The organism is Pseudomonas fluorescens (genome assembly GCF_019212185.1).
In the GTDB taxonomy this organism is placed as follows: Bacteria; Pseudomonadota; Gammaproteobacteria; order Pseudomonadales; family Pseudomonadaceae; genus Aquipseudomonas.
On sequence record NZ_CP078138.1, the window covers coordinates 3,339,073 to 3,358,019 of the forward strand.

An 18,947-nucleotide genomic window follows, 5' to 3' on the forward strand; every position below is an offset into this window, starting at 1 on the left:
CTGATTTCTTTTGCCTGTCAATGGAACTTTTTTATTTTACGTTGTCCTTGTGTCTTCGTCATCGTTTGGGACGTTATCCCTAGAGTTCAGGCAAAATGCCCGGAAACTATGTAGCAGCGCACTGGACTAAGCTTGACTGAGTCCGGGGTACTATTGACCTTTTGACACACATTTATTCGCAGTAAGGAGCATCAGCACATGCAATTGGGGATCATTGGACTGGGCCGCATGGGCGGCAACATTGCACGGCGCCTGATGCTCAACGGGCATAGCACTGTGGTCTATGACCGCAACACCGCGTTCGTTGACACTCTGGCCAAAGAAGGCGCTACCGGCGTTGCCGACCTGCCGGCATTGGTTGCCGCCCTCGAGCAGCCGCGCGCGGTCTGGGTGATGTTGCCCGCCGGCGCACCGACCGAAGACACCATCGACGCCCTGAGCGAATTGCTCGACGCCGGTGACGTGATCATCGACGGCGGTAACACCTTCTACAAAGACGACATCCGCCGGGCGAAAACCCTCGCCGAAAAAGGCCTGGTATACATCGACGTCGGTACTTCCGGCGGCGTCTGGGGCCTGGAGCGTGGCTACTGCATGATGATTGGCGGTGATGCCGAGCAGGTGTTGCGTCTGGACCCGCTGTTTGCCGCACTGGCGCCGGGCATGGGCGATATTCCTCGGACCAAGGATCGGGTCTCCAGCGATGACCGTGCCGAGCGTGGCTACATCCATGCCGGCCCAGCCGGTGCCGGGCACTTCGTGAAAATGATTCACAACGGGATCGAATACGGAATGATGCAGGCCTTCGCCGAGGGCTTCGACATTCTCAAGACCAAATCCTCGGAAATCCTCCCGGAAGATCAGCGCTTCGACCTGAACGTCGCCGACATCGCCGAAGTCTGGCGCCGTGGCAGCGTGGTTTCCTCGTGGTTGCTCGACCTGACGGCCGACGCCCTGGCCAGCGATCCGAAGCTCGACGGTTTCTCCGGCTCCGTGGCCGACAGCGGTGAAGGTCGCTGGACCATCGAAGCCGCCATGGAGCAGGCCGTACCGGTGCCGGTATTGTCCAGCTCGCTGTTCTCGCGTTACCGCTCGCGCCAGCAGGGCGCTTACGGTGACAAGATCCTGTCGGCCATGCGCTTCGGCTTTGGCGGCCACGTCGAGACCCCGAAAAAATGACCGCGATCCGCAAGAAGTCCAAGGTTCAACCCGCTCCACCGACCACGCTGTTTCTGTTCGGTGCCCATGGCGACCTGGTCAAGCGCTTGCTGATGCCGGCGCTGTACAACCTCAGTCGCGACGGATTGCTGGGGGACGGCTTGCGGATCATTGGCGTTGACCATAACGCCAGCACTGACGGTGAGTTCGCCGGCAAGCTCGAAGCGTTCATTCGCACCGAGGCGGCCAACAAGGTCGGCAACGGCCATGATTCCCTGGATCCGGCGCTCTGGGCCCAGCTGGCCAAGGGCATCAGCTATGTCCAGGGCGATTTTCTCGACGACAGCACTTACCAGGCGCTGGCGGCGAGCATCGCAGCCAGCGGCACCGGCAACGCGGTGTTCTACCTGGCGACAGCGCCGCGCTTCTTCAGTGAAGTGGTGCGCCGGCTCGGTGCCAATGGCTTGCTGGAGGAGGGCCCCGAGGCCTTCCGCCGGGTAGTGATCGAGAAACCCTTCGGTTCCGACCTGCAGACCGCCGAGGCCTTGAACGCCTGTCTGCTCAAGGTCATGTCCGAGAAACAGATCTACCGGATCGACCATTACCTGGGCAAGGAAACCGTGCAGAACATTCTGGTCAGCCGGTTTTCCAACAGCCTGTTCGAAGCCTTCTGGAACAACCACTACATCGACCACGTGCAGATCACCGCTGCCGAAACCGTTGGCGTGGAAACCCGGGGCAACTTCTACGAACACACCGGCGCCCTGCGGGACATGGTGCCCAATCACCTGTTCCAGTTGCTGGCCATGGTGGCGATGGAGCCGCCCGCGGCCTTTGGTGCCGATGCGGTGCGTGGCGAAAAGGCCAAGGTGGTCGGGGCGATCCGCCCGTGGTCGACCGAAGAGGCCCGGGCCAATTCGGTGCGAGGTCAGTACACATCCGGCGAAATTGCCGGCAAACCGGTGGACGGTTATCGCGATGAACCCAAGGTGGCTGCGGACAGCAGCACGGAAACGTTCGTCGCCTTGAAAGTGATGATCGACAACTGGCGCTGGGTCGGAGTGCCGTTTTACCTGCGTACGGGCAAGCGCATGAGTGTGCGTGACACCGAAATCGCCATCTGCTTCAAACCTGCGCCCTATGCGCAGTTTCGCGACACCGAAGTCGACGAGTTGCAACCGACTTACCTGAGAATTCAGATTCAACCCAATGAAGGCATGTGGTTCGACCTGCTGGCCAAGCGCCCAGGCCAGGCTTTGGACATGGCCAACATCGAACTGGGCTTTGCCTACAAGGATTTTTTCGAGATGCAGCCCTCGACGGGCTACGAGACGCTGATCTATGACTGCCTGACCGGCGATCAGACCCTGTTCCAGCGCGCCGACAATATTGAAAACGGTTGGCGCGCGGTGCAACCCTTCCTCGATGCATGGCAGGAAGACGCCAGCGTGCAGTCCTACGCTGCCGGCGAAGACGGCCCAAGTGCCGCCGACGAGCTGCTGACCCGTGACGGTCGGGCCTGGCATCGCCTGGGTTGAATCACCCAAACCCCGGCGCGAACGCCGGGGTTTGTCGTTTACAGCCAGTAACTCACCGCGTACCAGCCCAGCACGCCCATGACGCAGGTGTAGGGCAGTGCCATCCAGACCATGCGCCCGTACGACAGGCGAATCAGCGGGGCAATGGCCGAGGTCAGCAGGAACAGGAATGCGGCCTGGCCATTCGGAGTCGCAACGCTGGGCAGGTTGGTGCCGGTATTGATGGCGATCGCCAGGGTCTCGAAATGCTCGCGGCTCATGTGCCCGGCGGCAAACGCCTGCTTGACCTCGGTGATGTAGATCGTCGCGACGAACACGTTATCGCTGATTGCCGACAACAGGCCGTTGGCAATAAATAACATGCCTGGCTGCTGCTCAGCCGGCAGGGCCAGCACCCACTCGATCAATGGCCGGAACAGTTGCTGGTCGTGAATCACCGCGACCACGGCGAAGAAGGTCACCAACAGTGCGGTAAAGGGCATGGCGTCCTTGAATGCGCTGCCGATCCGGTGCTCGTCAGTGATCCCGGTGAAACTGGCGATCAGCACGATGACCATCAGGCCGATCAGCCCGACTTCGGCGATATGCAAGGCCAGACCGACAATCAGGATCAGCGCCGCCATGCCTTGCACCAGCAGCGCCGCTCGTTGCCGGGCGGTGCGTTCGGCATTGTCCTGGGCCGCATAGTCGGCCAGCACGGCGCGCACGTTGTCCGGCAACAGGGTGCCGTAGCCGAACCAGCGGAGTTTTTCCAACAGCACGCAGGTCACCAGGCCTGCGGCAAACACCGGCAGAGAGACGGGCGCGACCTTGTGGAAAAACTCGGCAAAGTGCCAGCCCATCTCATGACCGATCAGCAGGTTCTGTGGCTCGCCCACCAGGGTGCAGACACCGCCCAGGGCTGTGCCCACGGCGCCGTGCATCAACAGGCTGCGCAGGAACGAGCGGAACTGTTCGAGGTCGGCGTGGTGCAATTGCGGCAGGTGCTGGTCATCGCTGAACTCACTGTCCTGACGCGGATCGTTGCCCGACGCCACCCGGTGATAAACCGAGTAGAAACCCACGGCCGCACTGATGATCACCGCCGTTACGGTCAACGCATCGAGAAATGCTGAAAGAAACGCCGAGAGAAAGCAGAACATCAGCGCCAGTAAGGCCTTGGAACGCACCCCCAGCAGTAGCCGGGAAAACAGGAACAGCAGCAGGTCCTTCATGAAGTAAATCCCTGCCACCATGAACATCAGCAGCAGGATCACCGGAAAGTTGTGTTGCAGCTCGTCGTACAGCGCCTGGGGCGTGGTCATGCCGAGCAGCAGGGCCTGGATCATCAACAGTCCGCCGGGCAGCAGCGGGTAGCATTTGAGGGCCATCGCCAGGGTGTAGATAAACTCGGCCACCAGCAGCCAGCCAGCGGCCACTGGCCCTGCCGTCCACAACAGCAGCGGATTGATTATCAGAAAAGCGAGAATGCTCGCCTTGTACCAGCGCGGTGAATGCCCGAGGAAATTATGTGCAAACGCCTGGGCCATTGAACCGGACATCGGCGACTCCTTTGTTTAAGAAGCGCGCAACTTGCCGTAACACTCGGGGAAGATCAAGTTCTTGAGTTTTATTGCTGTTCATGAGCGCCAGACATTTACGCCCGGTAGCGCACCAGCACCGCGCGATAGTGGCCGTCCAGCGAATACCCGGCGACCACAACGCGCTGGCTATCCTGCAGCGCTATCGCCGTGGCGGTATCCAGGCTGCGGCCCAGGCGCGTGCGGACCCAGCCGTTACCCTCAGCGAACTCCAGGTCCGGGCGGCCATCCGGCAGGTGGCGGGCGAGAATGAAGTCGGCCTCCACGCCGCCAACGGTTGCTCCCACGCTGTACACGCGGCCATCAGCGCTCGCCGTGGCGGCGGTCCATTGGCTTGGGCTGTGGCCGATAATGGTCAGACGCGGCAGCCCGGCATTGCTGCGGCTGTCCGCACGACCATCGCGGCGAACCGTCAATGACAGGCAGTGCATGGGATCGCGACTGCTGCCAAAACACAGCAGGTTGCCATTGGCCTGCTCAATCACCTGACTGACCTGGGCGCTGCGTCCATCAATGCTGAAACCGAGAAAACCGTGTTCACCGAAGCGGCCGTCCAGTTGTCCGTCCGAGTCAAAGCGTGCCAGCAACCCTTGTTGCGGTGTGTCGATGGATCCGGCGACGACAATCGCCCCGTCTTTCTGCACCAGCAAGCTGGACAGCCAAGTGTTGAGCAATAGATGGCGCACCATCACAAAGCCCCGGCCATTGAACGATGGGTCCAGATCACCTTGCGCAGTCAGGCGAATAACAATGCCGACGTGGTCGGAGAATTCGTATTGGTGGTTGGCCAGCAACAGTATCCGCCCGTCGGCCTGCACCTGTACATCACACGCCTCGGCGCCCGGCACACCGGGCGGCAGCCAGGGATCCCGCACGCCCTGGGACAGATTGCCGGGCAGGCGTACGACCTTGATGCCCTGATCGCAAAAGGACCGGTCCAGGTTGCCGTGCTGATCAAACAGCGCGAGAGCGGGCAGGGTGCATTGGGGATTTTCATACATGAGGCCGGACAGCAGGATGCGGCCGTCGGCCAATAACTGGATTTTGCCAGCGGTCGACTCGCAGCCCGGTTCGAATTGCCCTACCAGGCTGCCCCCGGCGGCGAAACTCTGGTCCAGCGAACCGTCCGCCTGCAGACGGGTCAGGCCATATTGGCAACCGTGCTCACCCGCGACCTTGGCGGCGACCACCAACCGGCCTTGCTGGTCGACGACGACATCATTGGCCATGCTCCAGAGGCTGCCTGGAAAGTCGAGCCAGGCTTTGCCATTGCAAGCAAAGGCCGTGTCGAGTTGCCCTGACGCATCAAAGGGGAGACGGAATGCAATGGTGTCGTGGATGGAATGGACTGACATGACGCTTCTCCTTGCGAGTCGACCAGATCCAGTACCGAGGAGGTGGTTTCACATTGGAGTTATTCAAGCGCTGAATGAAATAGTGCACAACTGTCTGAAATCACCGACGGTGCGGCGTTATGTGCCAGAACAGTGTCTTTGTAACCCGAAGTTGCAAGTTAAGGTAAAAACAGTCGTTTATTGTTGATGGGCAATAAAACAGCGGACCACCGAGCAGTGATCCGCTGTTGTTTACTTAGTGCGGCATGGACCAGCCCTGCAACTGATAACCTTTTTCTTTAAGTTCGCTGCGGGCTTCGTTGAGCAGTTTTTCAAGCTGTGCCGGATCGATGTTGCTGCTGGACAATTGCTTGTCGAGGAGGCGATTACTTGTACGGTCGATAACGGTCAGTGTCACCGGGCCGGTGCCGTCCTGTAGCGCCCAGGCTACGCATTGGAAAGGAGTAAATGCGCGGTCGGCAATCAAAAGAGCTTCGTTCATACGGAGCGGAGCGTTCATGGGGTCTTCTCTCTCAAGTGCCCAATCAAGATCTTCGAGGTGCCGGCGGTTGGGCGTACCGTGCGGCGGGTTACTTGTACTGATGCACGCAAGCAGGGGGCAGGTCACACATATTCCGAATAAATTTCATCTTTCTTTCAAAGTCACTTGAATGGCGGCTAGTTTGAAAGCCTGGTGAAAGGTTGGCCGCCTTTGCCGTTGATTCTTGTGGGAGCGAGCTTGCTCGCGAAAAGAACCATCGGCACCGCGTACTCGTTGAACATCTTCGCGAGCAGGCTCGCTCCCACAGGGATGCCTGTTGCATAGCAGGCTAAGTAAAGTTCTTATAGCTAAAAGCTCATTAGCCTTATAGTTAAACGATACAAGCCAGTGTCAAGTTCTTGCTAATGTTACACCCAGGCCTGCCAAACGACTGTTTCTAATAACTTTTCCATAATTTGGCGCCAAGGAACAGTCATGATTGAAACGCCTGCTACGCGACGTCTATTGGTGGTCGATCCCTGCGAGGATTGCCATCAGTTGCTGCCAGGATTGCGCGCCATCGGCTGGGATGTCGACAGTTGCAGCCTGGAAAATGCCGGGGACCGCAGCTGCGATGTGGGGCTCTTGCGATTGCAGCCCTTTCACCTGGAACGTCCCGAAGCGGTCAAGGACATGATCAGCCGCAGCGGCACCGAATGGATTGCCGTGCTCAGCCCGGAGGTCCTGCGCCTGCAGAAAGTGGGCGACTTCGTTTGCGAATGGTTTTTCGATTTTCACACCTTGCCTTTCGATGTTTCCCGGGTCCAGGTCACCCTGGGTCGGGCCTTCGGCATGGCGCGTCTGCGTGGCCAGGGCACCATCCATGTCGATCAGCCCGAGCACGAACTGCTGGGTGACAGCAAACCGATTCGCGAGCTACGCAAGTTGCTGAGCAAACTGGCGCCCACCGAATCCCCGGTGCTGATCCGCGGCGAAAGCGGTACCGGCAAGGAACTGGTGGCGAGAACCCTGCACCGGCAGTCGCAACGCCACAGCAAACCCTTTGTCGCGATCAATTGCGGGGCGATCCCGGAGCACTTGATCCAGTCCGAGTTGTTCGGCCATGAAAAGGGCGCGTTTACCGGCGCCCATCAACGCAAGGTCGGGCGTATCGAGGCGGCCAACGGTGGCACCTTGTTTCTCGATGAAATCGGCGATCTGCCGCTGGAACTGCAGGCCAACCTGCTGCGTTTTCTCCAGGAAAAACACATTGAACGGGTCGGCGGCAGCCAGCCCATTCCGGTGGACGTGCGGGTGCTCGCCGCGACCCACGTCGACCTTGAGGCGGCGATTACCGTCAAACGCTTTCGCGAAGACCTGTATTACCGGCTCAACGTGCTGCAGGTGGTGACCGCGCCCCTGCGCGAGCGCCATGGCGACCTGGCGATGCTGGCCAGCCATTTTTCCCACTTCTACAGCCTGGAAACCGGGCGCCGGCCACGCAGCTTCAGCGAGGATGCGCTGGTGGCCATGGGCAAGCATGACTGGCCGGGTAACGTCCGCGAACTGGCCAACCGGGTGCGACGTGGCCTGGTGCTGGCCGAGGGCCGGCAGATCGAGGCGCGTGACCTGGGCTTGCTCAGCCAGCAGGCCGTGGCGGCGCCCATGGGCACCCTCGAAGACTACAAGACCCGCGCCGAACGCCAGGCGTTGTGCGATGTATTGAACCGGCACAGCGACAACCTCAGTGTCGCCGCCCGGGTACTCGGCGTGTCCCGGCCAACGTTCTACCGATTGCTGCACAAGCACCAGATCCGCTAGGGCGCGGAAAAGTGAAAGGCCCGCTGCGAGAGGATCGCAGCGGGCCTTTTGCTGTGTGAAGCGGGTTAGAAGTAGTACGGGAATTTCAGGCTGAAGGTGAAATCCGGGGCGTCGTCCGTCAAACCAATCGACAGGTTGGGCACGATGGTCAGGTTGTCGCTGGCGGCCACCGTCATGCCAACGTTGAAGTAGCCGGCGTTGGCATCGCTGGAGGTAACCGATTGCCAGTCGCCGCCGTCGGCCTTGAGCTTGCTCTTGCGTTGCACCAGGTCGGAGACCGAGAACGACATACTCATTTTTTCGTTCAGGGCAAAGGCGACACCCGCGCCGATCTGGAAGCTGTCGCCCAGACGAACCTTGCCGGGGGTATCGACGTTGACCGTGGAACTGATGTCATCAAACGATTCCTCCAGGTTGTGGGTATAGGACAGAGAGCCGAACAGCACGGCCGGGTCGAAGGTCTTGACCAGGGAAATCCCCGGGGTAATCGACCAGACGCCGTTACCGGTGGGCAGGTCATCCGGGACGAACAGGTTGCTGTTGCTGTCAACCTGGCGCAGCTTGATGCCAAAGGGCTCCTTGCCGGTCGGCGCCTTGACCCGCAGGGTAAACACCGCATCCGGGGAACTGACCGACTCGTCGAGGAACTTGTAGGCGACACCGAAGTTGACGTCGCCGATGGTCGGATCCTGGGTCACGGTCTCTTCGGAGGTCACGTTCGCCGCGCCGCCGGACGCGCCGCCGGACTGGTAAGTCGACTCGCGATAGACCACCGGCACGTTGAGGTCGAACTGCCAGCGATTGTTCAGGTTGTAGCGGCCAGTGATGTCAAAGGTCCAGTTGTCAGCCTTGATCCGATCCAGGTTGATGTTGCCGAGGAAAATCGAGTCCAGGGCTAGGAAGCCGTTGAGAATCAGCGTGCGGGTGTCGTAACGGGCGTAAGTCACGCCGGTTTCGAGGCTGAATTTGCCGCCGCCGAAGAAACCGCTGGCCTCGTCATACAGGTTGGACACGCTTTGTGCCGGCTGGCTGTCATCCGATAGCGATTGGCCGTACGAACTGCCGGTAGCCCCGGCGCCCCCTGCTGCACCCCCCGATGCCGCTGCTGCCCCAGTCCCCGCAACCTGGGTATTGCCGCGCATGTCGGCAGGTGATTTGGCAAGACGCTTGGGTGGTGGTTCGGCGGGTTGTTCTTCTACCTGTCGGACTCGTTGTTCCAATACCGCCAGGGCCTTTTGCTGGACTTCGTAGCGTTGCTTCAGCTCCAGGAGTTCTTGTTTTAGGGCCTCTACTGCCGGATCGGGCGCTGCCTGCACCAGTGCCGCGGGAAGTAGAGTACTCAGACATACAACCGTGCGAAGTGACACCGATCGATACATGAATCAAGCCGTCCCTTTGAGCCCAATGGTCGAAAGTCAGCGTAGTTCAATATCCCATATTGCGTAGGCCTTTGAGTTGACTCAGGTTGCAATCCAAAGCGCCAGGGCTTGGGCCGTTGTTATTGAGTACCACGTTGAGCTGAGTCAGGTTGTTCACCATGTTGCTGTCGCCAAGCAGGCGAGTGTTTTGCAGCAAGCCACCCTGAGCAACCTGTTGCAGGGTACTGCCTTGGTTGTTATTGGCCGCGATGGCCATCTGGATACCGCCACTGTTGGCCGAAATGGCAATGGAACCGGCGGCGTTGCTGGCATTGATGGTGTTACCGGCGGTCAACACCTGGCTGCCAGGAGGCGGGGCGAGTGGTGCGGGGGCGCTGGACGCTTCTTTCACGTCAATCGCGACATTGTTGTAGGCGGTGTTGCCGTCGCCGGCGGCGCGCACGCTTTGCGTAACGCCCTGGGTACTGCTCAGCGCTGCACCGCCATAGATGTTGCCGGTGCCCTGGGATTGCGAGTGTCCTTTGTTACCTGAACCTGGCTCATTCACGGTCGAGACGTAAAACTGCGGTTTGACCGTGGAAGCCTGAATCTGCATTGAGGTCGACGCCCCAATCATGTCACCGCTGGCGTTGCGCCAGGTGCTGCTCATGACCACGCCAAAGCTGATGATCCGTCCTGGCATGACATAGCGACCGCGCAACTCGGAGAGCTCCGAGTCCTTGATCTCGATGGGCTTGAATCCTGCGTGGGCAAGCGTCGGCAAACTCGCAGCCAAGCATGCGGCGACCACCCAATGTGAAGTTTTCATCTTCGGCTCCTGGAGCGTCCAACTGCTCCTTTGTTTTTGTGAGCGCCTAGAAGAAATCGCTCTGAATAAAACCGAAATCCATCAACTCGGCATCTTTGACCGGATTGAAGTTATCCAGCTTGTTCTTGGCAGTCAGCGGCATCGGAGGATCGATCAAGGCATTGGCCTTGTCGTAACCGGGACCGATGATGGCAAACACAATGCCGTTCCAACCATTGACGAAGTCATCGTGGGAGTAGCGTTTATGGCCCAGGACCGGATCACCGATGTACACCCAGTCTTTATCGGCCCGCTGCAACACCACGAAGTGCTTGTAGCCGCGAACATCCATCAGAACCACCACCGGGATCGTCACCGCTTGCAGTTTCTCAGGCGGAATACGATAGCCCCGCGCACGCATGCCGATGCTTTCGATGTAGCGCTTCATGTCGAGCATGGAAAACCCCTGGGTACGAACCAGGTCCTGGTCAGCACTGACCAGCATGCCCTTGATGATGTGCTCTTCATCGACATCCAGCCAATAAGCCTGGCGCAGGATGGTAGCCAGTGTGGCAGCACCGCAGCTGAAGTCGGTTTTCTGTTCGACCAAGTCGGCAAACTTGCGCTCACGCAGGCTTTGCACTTCCTTGTAGACCATGACACCGCCGGGGAGGGCGGCCACGGGCATCTGTGCAGCCTGAGTCAGGCCAGACAGGCAAAGCAGGAGGGAGAGGGCAGCAACTCGCATGGTCGTTACGCCTTGTGAGGTCAGAAGAAAAGCCCCGTTTCCGGGGCTTTCAGGTGCGTCGCAGTTAGAAGGTGTTGCCGCCTTGGCAAGCCTTGCAACCTGCAGCGATGGACAGCGAGTTGCTTTGTTGGTTACCCACGCCAGCTGCGACGTTGGTACCACCATTACCCGAGAAGCCATTCATCGAGTTGGTCATCGACGCGTTGTTCACCACTGGGTTTTTCCAGCCATCTTTGGTCAGCACTTGCTGAGTCCAGTAGCCAGCCAGCTCAACACTTCCTTGTTCCTTGAAGGTGAACTTCTGATCTTTGTCCTTACCACCACCGTATTTGTAGTCATCATGACCTTTTTTGTCACCTTCGATGGTGCCATAGCCGGTGCCTTTGTAGCTGCCGGTAGCTTTGAAGCTGCCTTTGAGGTCAACCACTTTGTTCACACGGTCAGCTTTGTTGTCTACATCCAGGCCAGAGGAGGTCTGGTTGGCTGCAGCGGCTGCGGTGGCTACGCGACCGGCCGATACAGCAATGGCCAGGTTGTTTTTCTGTTGGTTCAGGTCGCCGGCGGCAGAGTTGACGCCGATGTTGCCGGAGCTGCCATTGCCAACGTTGTTGACGCTTGCGAGGTTTTGCGTGGAGCGGTTGGTCACACTGTTGTCCATGCTGTTTTGCGTAGCGCTGGACAGGGCAACCGCACTACCGAAGATGAATTTTTCATCGGCGGTGGCGATCGCTGCGACGTTGTCTTGTTGGTTGCCGTTACCGGCTGCAACGTTGGCGCCCATGTTACCGCTGGAGCCGTTGAGCGAGTTGTCGGCCTTGGCGGTGTTTTTGGTGCCTTGGTTGAGCACGCTGTTGTTGTTGCTGTCCTGTTGATCAAGGACCGCTGCGCCTGCACCGGCGGTGATCGAGAGGATTTGATCCAGGGTTGGACCCTGTGGTTTAGGTTGTGGATGATGACGTTTGCCGCCATCGGCCTGAGCCGCAATTGCCATGACCGCTGCCAGAGCGAAAACCAGTGGTTTCAGAGCTGTTGTAGGTTTCATGGTGTTTCTCCGTGCTTATTAGTTGGTTAAGTGTTGGTACTTTCTAATTGCACTGCGGGATTTGGGTCAGTCTGCGACCCGGATGCTCAGGGTGTTAGCCATGCGGTTCCCCACCCCAGCACTCTGGTTCACCTGAATCACTCCTCGGCTGCCGGTGAAGGCCTGGTCGCTTGTCACGACCTGGCGACTGCCTTGCGAAGTGCCAGTTGCTCCTGAGCTCGGTAACAACGCCACGTTCTGTTGCGACAGGGCGCTGTCATCAATGCTCTGCGGCGCGGCGCTGACGCTGATCCGCATGGCATTGATCATTTGGTTGTTGGCCCCGGCGGACTGGTTCACGCCCAGTGCGCCGTTGCCGTTGCTGAAAGAATTGCCACCGATGGAACTGGTTGCGTTCATCGAACGATCGGCGGGCGTGGTGATTTTCTGCGTGATGCTGCCGGTGGCCGACGCCTCGGAGCCGATGGCGATGGCCCGGTTGTTGATCTGTTGCTGCTGGTCGCCGGCGGCCTGGTTCATCATCAGGTTGCCTTTGTAGTTGGCGCCGGAGTTATCCAGGGTTGCGTTGTTCACCGTGTTGACAGCCGAGTCAGCCATGGCCGAGGTGCTGCTCAACAGGGCGAGGAAAATAAGCGTCCGATTCATCTCATTTCCCCATATTGGTCAAAGGCGAAAGACCAATGTTGATGGAGCGGGTGATGGTGCCGGAGATCGCGCTGCCGCTACCGCCGCCGTGGCCGGACTGCATGCCTGGCAGACCATTGGGATTGGTCACCACGTTAATCCCGGCGCCGCTGTTGGAATTGGGCACGATGTTGCGATTGATGATGCTGGCGCCGCTGCTGATGCCCGCAAAGTCACCGTCGTTGAGTTCCGAATTGGTGACCTGGACGATCCGTTCGGATGGATTGGCATTGACCGTGGTCGGGTAGGGGTCTTTGGCGAACGGCTGGCGGCCGATGGCGCGAGGTTGCACATCGCGTTGCAGAACAATCACCCCGTTGCCTTCGGCCTGCACCGGCAGGCTGAGCACAGAGCTGAGCGCGCATCCGAGCATCAGGAGGCGGGTAGTGCCTTTTTCGATAGTCCCCATGTCTGCACTCCTTCTCAAATTTGCCGCTGGCCCTGTCAGCGTTGTGAGGGAGAGAGCAGGAGCTGTGCCGCTTTTGATTTTTACTTGGAATTCAGAGGGTTGGATTTGGTGGGGGAAATTGGCCGGTTAAATCTGTTTCAGCCGTGAGACAGGCGCGAGGGCAGCTTGACCGCTATTGGCCGGCTATCAGCGTCGGGATGCTCTGGATCAAGGGTTGGGGCGAGACTGTTTCAGTGGCTTAACACTGCATGTGTCAAGCCGATGAACCCCTTGTACGCAGGCCGTTACACCCTTGCGCAGTGTTTCAGGAACGGACACTTGCACCCCCAAAACAGGGGGAAAGTGGGGGTAAAGCGTTGTTTTGAGGGGCTAAAACTTGAGCAATTGCTCTACCGCAAGCAGTGCCTGACGGCGTCTTTCGCTCCAGTCGCCCTCAATAATCTGCAGCGCACGTCGGTGGTTGCGCAGCCATTCGCAGGTTGCCTCGAAGAATGCCTGGCGCTGGCTCAGTTCAGGCTGGCAACGTTGGCCATCGTCGGTCCACTCCACCATTTGCGGGGAAAGCACCAAGTGCAGGTCGTAGTGGCGGGCCAGCAGTTGTTCTTCGATCCAGGCCGGACAGTCGCCAAACAAGGTCTGGCTCCAGAGCATGTTACTTAGCAGATGGGTATCGAGGATCAGCAGGGCTGGCTGCTGCGCGCGGGCACTGTCTTCCCAGGCCAGTTGCCCGCGGGCGATGGCCGGGATGTCCGCCAGGCAGGTGTCGCGCGGATTCTGCTCGATGAAATAGCGCACGTATTCGCCCACCAGCAGCCCGCCGAACTGCTGCTGCAACTCGGCCGACAGCCAGCTCTTGCCGCTGGATTCAGGACCGCTGAGCACCAGTACTTTCATGTGCGCAGTGCCGGGTCAGCACGCCACTCACGCAGGCCCTGGACCGCCAGCGCGGTGAACACCGCGTACAAGCCGGCCGTCAGGTACAGGCCCTTGTAGACGAACAGGCCGACGAAGATCACATCCACGGCAATCCACAGCGACCAGCATTGCACGCGTTTTTGCGCCATCCACCACTGGGCGACCAGACTGAAGCCGGTCAGGGCGGCGTCCAGCCACGGCTGCGCGGCATCGGTCCAATGGGCCATGGCCGCGCCCAACAGTAGGCTGCCGATGGCGCCCAGGGCCAGGTCGCGAGTGACTGTGCCTGCGCCCAGGCGGGTGACCTCGCGGCCATGATGGGTGGCGCCCCCGCGCGTCCATTGCCACCAGCCATACAACTGCAGGCCGGCGTAGACCACCTGCAGCAACATGTCCGAGTAGAGTTTGACGTCGAAGAAAATCCAGCTGTAGAGCAGCACCATCACCAGGCCGATTGGCCAGCACCAGGGGTTCTGCTTGACCGTCAACCAGACAGCGATCACGCCGAGCGTGGCGGCAAACAGTTCAAGCCCGGACATGCAGATTCCTTGGTCAAGTCGAAGAGGGCGCCGATTGTACCCAGAGTGGGCGGCCAGGCGTTAGCGCCCTCAGTGTTGGCGAGTTACACCCGGAACTGCTTGAGCGAGGCATTGAGCTGTTCACTCAACGCCCGCAGGTGTTCGCTCGCCGTGCTCGATTGTTCGGCCGCCAGCGCGGTGCTGTGGGACAGCCCGGCCGCCTGGGTGACGTTCTGGTTGATGTCCTCGACCACCTGCGCCTGTTGCAACGTGGCGCTGGCGATGGAGGCGTTGAGACCATTGAGGTTGTGCAGCGCCTGGCCAATGGCGCTCAGGCTGGCACCGGCGAGGCCGGCTTGTTCGATGGTCAGTTGCGAGGCACGGCTGCTGTCGCCGATGACTTTGACGGCGGCCTCGGAGTGGTTCTGCAGGCGTTCGATCATGCCCTGGATCTCGGCGGTGGACTTCTGCGTGCGCTGGGCCAGCAAGCGCACCTCGTCCGCTACCACGGCAAAACCACGGCCCTGCTCACCGGCCCGCGCCGCTTCGATCGCGGCATTCAGGGCCAGCAGGTTGGTCTGCTCGGCAATCGAACGGATCACCTCCAGCACACTGCCGATCTGCGTGCTCTCAGTGGCCAGGGTGCGAATCACCTGCACCGCCTGGTCGATGGTCGAGGACAGTTGGTCGATCTGTTGCAGGCTGGCATCGATGTTGACCTGGCCTTGTTGGGCCTGGACCTGTGCATCGCGCATTTCGCTGGCGGCATGCTCGGCATTTTTTGCCACGTCCTGCACGCCGTAGGTCACTTCATTGATCGCGGTCGCTACCTGTTCCATTTGCTGTGACTGCTGCTGACTGCGCGCCTGGGCCTGGGCGGCGTTATCGCCCAGATCGCTGGAGGACTGCCCCAGGGCGCTGGCTGACGCTTGCAGTTCGCCGATGACCCCGCGCAACTTGGCGGTGAAGGCGTTGAAGTGACGGGCCAGTTGAGTCACTTCGTCCTGGCCGTGGGTATCGAGGCTGCGGGTCAGGTCGCTTTCGCCGCTGGCGATATTGGCCATGGCGTCGACGGTTTCCTGCAACGGTCGAACGATGCTGCGGGCAATGACCATCACCAGCAGTGCCATCAGCACGGCAATGCTCAGGCCAACCAGCGAGGCCTGGCGCACCTGGCTCTGGAACTCGACCTGCATGTCGTCGATGTACACGCCCGAGCCGATGACCCAGCCCCAGGGTTCGAATAGTTTGACGTAGGAAGTCTTCTGCACCGGCTCGCTGGCACCCGGCTTGGGCCAGCGATAATCGACCATGCCGGCGCCCTTGGCCTTGGCGATGGCGACCATCTCGTTAAACAGCGCAAAGCCATCCGGGTCCTTGATCGCCGAGAGGTTCTGCCCGTCGAGCTTGGGATTGGTCGGGTGCATGACCATGACCGGCGTCAGGTCATTGATCCAGAAGTAGTCGTTCTGTTCATAGCGCAAGCCGCGAACCACACTCAGCGCCTGCTGTTGCGCGGCGTCGCGGGTGAGGGTGCCGGCGGTTTCCAGTCGATGGTAATAGTCCAGCACGCCGCTGGCAGCCTGGACCACATGCCGGGTTTTTTCCGCCTTGGCCAGGTACAGGTCCTGGTGAATCTGCTTGAGCATCAGCAGGCCCAGGGTTAATAGCATCAGCACAGCCACCACCAGGATCAGCCACAACCGCCGGCTGATCGACATACTGCGCAAGCTATTCATAGCGTGTCACTCCCGTTTCTTGTTCTTGTCATAAAGCGTTGCCAGCATTCAGGCATGCTTTGGCCACTACGCCAATGCGACTGTAGTCCTATAACGGCGCAGCGTTGTCAGGGCATGTCTGATAGGATTTCGGCCGCACACGGGAGAACCTGAGCCCGTGTTGATTTTTCACAGGATTTTTACCTTTTTCGGTAGATTCTGTGCGCCTTGTCCTTCAGCTACGCTGATCGCAGTGAACACTCAAAAAATATTAACGGGGCATGCCTGGGGGCATCGCTTCATGGGGGATTGATGGATCTTTGGACGGCCGCACAGGCTTTGATTCTTGGAGTTGTAGAAGGGCTGACGGAGTTTTTGCCCATTTCCAGTACCGGGCACCAGATCATCGTCGCCGACTTGCTCGACTTCGGTGGCGAACGGGCCATGGCGTTCAACATCATCATCCAGCTCGGCGCGATTCTCGCCGTGGTCTGGGAGTTTCGCCGCAAGATCCTCGATGTGGTCATCGGCCTGCCGACCCAGAAAAACGCCCAGCGTTTCACCGCCAACCTGCTGATCGCCTTTCTGCCGGCGGTGGTGCTTGGGGTGATCTTTGCCGATCTGATCCACCACTACCTGTTCAACCCGATCACGGTGGCGACCGCGTTGGTGATTGGCGGGATCATCATGTTGTGGGCCGAACGCCGGGTGCATACCGTGCGCGCCGAAACGGTCGATGACATGGTCTGGACCGATGCCCTGAAAATCGGCTTCACCCAGTGCCTGGCGATGATTCCGGGGACCTCGCGTTCCGGCTCGACGATCATCGGTGGCCTGTTGTTCGGCCTGTCGCGCAAAGCCGCCACCGAGTTTTCATTCTTCCTCGCCATGCCAACCATGGTCGGTGCCGCGGTGTACTCGGGCTACAAGTACCGTGACCTGTTCCAGGCCTCCGACCTGCCGGTGTTCGCCATCGGCTTCGTCACCGCATTCGTTTTCGCGATGATCGCGGTCAAGGGCCTGCTCAAGTTCATCGCCAGCCACAGCTACGCCGCGTTTGCCTGGTACCGGATCGCCTTCGGCCTGCTGATTTTGGCGACCTGGCAGTTCGGCTGGATCGATTGGGCAGCGGCCAAGCCGTGAGCCTGGAGATCCAGCATCCACGGCTCAAGGGCCTGATCTTCGTCGCGCTGTGCGCGCTGCCGGGGATCGGCTCGACCCTGATGTGGTTGCGTGGCGTCTCGCTGATCCCGCTGACGGCCTACGGGCTGATGAGCCTGGTGGCGTTCCTGCTGTACTGGAGCGACAAACGCAAGGCGCGCGCCGAGCAGTGGCGCACCCCGGAGAACGTTCTGCACGCGCTGGAACTGGCGGGTGGCTGGCCGGGAGCGCTGCTGGCCCAGCAGGTGTTCCGGCACAAGACCCGCAAGGTTTCGTTCCAGTTGGTGTTCTGGCTGATCGTGCTGGCGCATCAGGTGTTCTGGATCGACCAATTGTTCCTCGACGCCGGCTTGTTCAGCCTGTTCTAGAGCAACAAACCAACTTGCACGCGTTTGGGCAACTTACTCACTACCAGTTGATGGGAACGTTGCAGCAAGCCTTGCAGCTCGTCGGCGCCCAGCGGGTAGGGCAGTTGCATGATGATCCACTGGGCCCGCGCCAGATACGGCGCCGGGCTTATGCCGGGACGGTCGACATGGCCCAGGAACAGATCCTTGTCGACCTTGAACGCCAGAGAGTCGCCCCGCAGGTTTTGCAGGGCGAACATTTTGGTGCCGGCCACCGAAAACACCCGCACACCGCCCCATTTATAGTCTTCCCGGGCACCCGGCAGTGCCAGGCAGAACTGCGCCACGGCGTCCTCGGTCATGGTTGCAGCCTTCATATCAGACGATCCCCGCAGCTGTTGAACGACTCGGCCAAATGCTCGATCCAGGCGCGTACCGCCGGCAGTACACCCCGACGATGAGGGTAGACCGCCTGCAGCCAACCGCCGGGCAATGACCATTGGGGCAGTAATTGCACCAGCGAGCCGTTGGCCAGCTCCTCCTCGCAGTACATCATCGGCAGGATGGTGAAGCCCAGCCCCGCCAGGGTGCAGGCCTTGCGCACCAGAAAGTCGTCGATACCCAGACGCGCTTCCAGGCTCAGGTCACAGGTCTGTCCCTGTTCGCCAATCATGCGCAAATGCACCAGGCGGTCGGCTTCCAGGGCGCCAAGCACTGGCACCTGTTTCAGGTCGTCCGGGGTGTTGATCTGGCGTTCGCGGACAAAGCTCGGAGCGGCGACTATCACAGTCTGCGCCTGGCGTAGGCGGCGGGTCACCAGCAAAGGGTCTTCATCGCCGAGCTCGCGCACCCGCAGGGCGACATCGATGCCCTCTGTCACCAAATCAACGCGACGATTGAGCAACTGCATTTCCAGCTGCACCTGGGGGAAACGCTGGAGAAAGCTGCTGATCACCCCTGGCAGAAATTCATGAGCCAAGCCCACCGGGCACGACACCCGCAGTCGTCCCCGTGGCTCGCTGGTCATGCTCGCCACGGCTTCGTCGGCCATCTCGGCTTCCAGCAGCATCGCCTGGCAATGGCGCAGGTAGCGTTCGCCGACGGCGGTCAGATTGAGCTGGCGGGTGGTGCGCTGCAGCAAGCGCGCACCGAGACGTTCTTCGAGCTCGGCGATGCGCCGTGACAGGCGTGACTTGGGAATACCCAGCAGGCGGCCGGCGGCAGCGAAACCGCCGGCTTCGACCACCTTGGCGAAGTAATAGAGGTCGGACAGATTTCGGGCGGTGCCCTCTGTCAATGTCATGAAAGCTCGCCTGTTAATTGGAAA

At 60.1% G+C, this 18,947-nt stretch carries 19 protein-coding genes and 1 pseudogene; 5 read left to right on the plus strand and 15 right to left on the minus strand.

All coding sequences use genetic code 11. From position 1 onward, the window contains the following. The first annotated feature begins 174 nt into the window (after window positions 1-174). Window positions 175-1,179, plus strand: a complete 1,005-nt coding sequence (gene gnd, locus KW062_RS15035) for a phosphogluconate dehydrogenase (NAD(+)-dependent, decarboxylating) (RefSeq protein WP_256351128.1) — start codon at window positions 175-177, stop codon at window positions 1,177-1,179. Beyond that, complete coding sequence (zwf, locus tag KW062_RS15040; protein WP_027620918.1) at window positions 1,176-2,696, plus strand: glucose-6-phosphate dehydrogenase; 1,521 nt, start codon at window positions 1,176-1,178, stop codon at window positions 2,694-2,696. The genes gnd and zwf overlap by 4 nt, the downstream gene beginning before the upstream one ends. A gap of 38 nt (window positions 2,697-2,734) precedes the next feature. On the opposite strand, the gene nhaB is transcribed toward zwf, so the two are convergent. From nhaB to KW062_RS15055, 3 genes are all read right to left on the minus strand, one after another. Further along, window positions 2,735-4,237: a sodium/proton antiporter NhaB gene (nhaB, locus tag KW062_RS15045; protein ID WP_027620919.1), complete on the minus strand. Its 1,503-nt coding sequence runs from the start codon at window positions 4,235-4,237 to the stop codon at window positions 2,735-2,737. 95 nt (window positions 4,238-4,332) lie between these two features. Then, complete coding sequence (locus tag KW062_RS15050; protein WP_105754164.1) at window positions 4,333-5,631, minus strand: hypothetical protein; 1,299 nt, start codon at window positions 5,629-5,631, stop codon at window positions 4,333-4,335. 235 nt (window positions 5,632-5,866) lie between these two features. After that, window positions 5,867-6,130 carry a hypothetical protein gene (locus KW062_RS15055; RefSeq protein ID WP_105754165.1) on the minus strand — a complete coding sequence of 88 codons (264 nt, stop codon included), beginning with the start codon at window positions 6,128-6,130 and terminating at the stop codon, window positions 5,867-5,869. Between the two features lie 456 nt (window positions 6,131-6,586). Here KW062_RS15055 and KW062_RS15060 point away from each other — a divergent pair, with 456 nt between their 5' ends. Then, complete coding sequence (locus KW062_RS15060) at window positions 6,587-7,912, plus strand: sigma-54 dependent transcriptional regulator (RefSeq protein WP_027620922.1); 1,326 nt, start codon at window positions 6,587-6,589, stop codon at window positions 7,910-7,912. 65 nt (window positions 7,913-7,977) lie between these two features. On the opposite strand, the gene KW062_RS15065 is transcribed toward KW062_RS15060, so the two are convergent. The 10 genes and pseudogenes from KW062_RS15065 to KW062_RS29285 form a co-directional block, all read right to left on the minus strand. Continuing rightward, a complete protein-coding gene (locus tag KW062_RS15065) occupies window positions 7,978-9,291 on the minus strand; it encodes a transporter (protein ID WP_027620923.1) in 1,314 nt (437 codons plus the stop codon). Between the two features lie 46 nt (window positions 9,292-9,337). Then, the gene (locus KW062_RS15070; RefSeq protein ID WP_027620924.1) at window positions 9,338-10,099 is read right to left on the minus strand and encodes a hypothetical protein; all 762 of its coding nucleotides are present in this window, start codon (window positions 10,097-10,099) and stop codon (window positions 9,338-9,340) included. 46 nt (window positions 10,100-10,145) lie between these two features. Further along, window positions 10,146-10,826: a C39 family peptidase gene (locus tag KW062_RS15075; RefSeq protein WP_105754166.1), complete on the minus strand. Its 681-nt coding sequence runs from the start codon at window positions 10,824-10,826 to the stop codon at window positions 10,146-10,148. A gap of 64 nt (window positions 10,827-10,890) precedes the next feature. Next, entirely contained in the window at window positions 10,891-11,868 is a 978-nt protein-coding gene (locus tag KW062_RS15080; protein ID WP_027620926.1) for a hypothetical protein, read from the minus strand. A 66-nt stretch (window positions 11,869-11,934) separates the two neighbouring features. Continuing rightward, complete coding sequence (locus tag KW062_RS15085; RefSeq protein ID WP_027620927.1) at window positions 11,935-12,513, minus strand: hypothetical protein; 579 nt, start codon at window positions 12,511-12,513, stop codon at window positions 11,935-11,937. Window position 12,514: 1 nt separating this feature from the next. Beyond that, window positions 12,515-12,961, minus strand: coding sequence for a hypothetical protein (locus tag KW062_RS15090; RefSeq protein ID WP_105754167.1), 447 nt, complete (start codon window positions 12,959-12,961; stop codon window positions 12,515-12,517). Window positions 12,962-13,330: 369 nt separating this feature from the next. Next, window positions 13,331-13,855 (minus strand): AAA family ATPase, encoded by a 525-nt coding sequence (locus tag KW062_RS15095; protein WP_027620929.1) that lies wholly within the window; start codon window positions 13,853-13,855, stop codon window positions 13,331-13,333. Beyond that, on the minus strand, window positions 13,852-14,415 hold the full coding sequence (gene pnuC / locus KW062_RS15100) for a nicotinamide riboside transporter PnuC (RefSeq protein ID WP_027620930.1): 564 nt from the start codon (window positions 14,413-14,415) through the stop codon (window positions 13,852-13,854). Before pnuC ends, KW062_RS15095 begins: the two co-directional genes overlap by 4 nt. 83 nt (window positions 14,416-14,498) lie before the next feature. Further along, window positions 14,499-15,233 carry a methyl-accepting chemotaxis protein gene (locus KW062_RS29280; protein ID WP_371321454.1) on the minus strand — a complete coding sequence of 245 codons (735 nt, stop codon included), beginning with the start codon at window positions 15,231-15,233 and terminating at the stop codon, window positions 14,499-14,501. 171 nt (window positions 15,234-15,404) lie between these two features. Then, window positions 15,405-16,133 (minus strand): annotated as a pseudogene (locus KW062_RS29285) (cache domain-containing protein); the annotation flags it as partial. A gap of 291 nt (window positions 16,134-16,424) precedes the next feature. Here KW062_RS29285 and KW062_RS15110 point away from each other — a divergent pair. Together KW062_RS15110 and KW062_RS15115 are read left to right on the plus strand one after the other, a co-directional pair. Beyond that, window positions 16,425-17,255, plus strand: a complete 831-nt coding sequence (locus tag KW062_RS15110) for an undecaprenyl-diphosphate phosphatase (protein WP_027620932.1) — start codon at window positions 16,425-16,427, stop codon at window positions 17,253-17,255. A 2-nt stretch (window positions 17,256-17,257) separates the two neighbouring features. Then, window positions 17,258-17,641 carry a DUF1294 domain-containing protein gene (locus KW062_RS15115; protein WP_105754289.1) on the plus strand — a complete coding sequence of 128 codons (384 nt, stop codon included), beginning with the start codon at window positions 17,258-17,260 and terminating at the stop codon, window positions 17,639-17,641. On the opposite strand, the gene KW062_RS15120 is transcribed toward KW062_RS15115, so the two are convergent. Continuing rightward, window positions 17,638-17,982 (minus strand): MmcQ/YjbR family DNA-binding protein, encoded by a 345-nt coding sequence (locus KW062_RS15120; protein WP_105754168.1) that lies wholly within the window; start codon window positions 17,980-17,982, stop codon window positions 17,638-17,640. The two genes, KW062_RS15115 and KW062_RS15120, sit on opposite strands and share 4 nt — an antisense overlap. 11 nt (window positions 17,983-17,993) lie before the next feature. Beyond that, the gene (locus KW062_RS15125) at window positions 17,994-18,923 is read right to left on the minus strand and encodes a LysR substrate-binding domain-containing protein (RefSeq protein WP_033866481.1); all 930 of its coding nucleotides are present in this window, start codon (window positions 18,921-18,923) and stop codon (window positions 17,994-17,996) included. Between the last annotated feature and the right edge of the window lie 24 nt (window positions 18,924-18,947).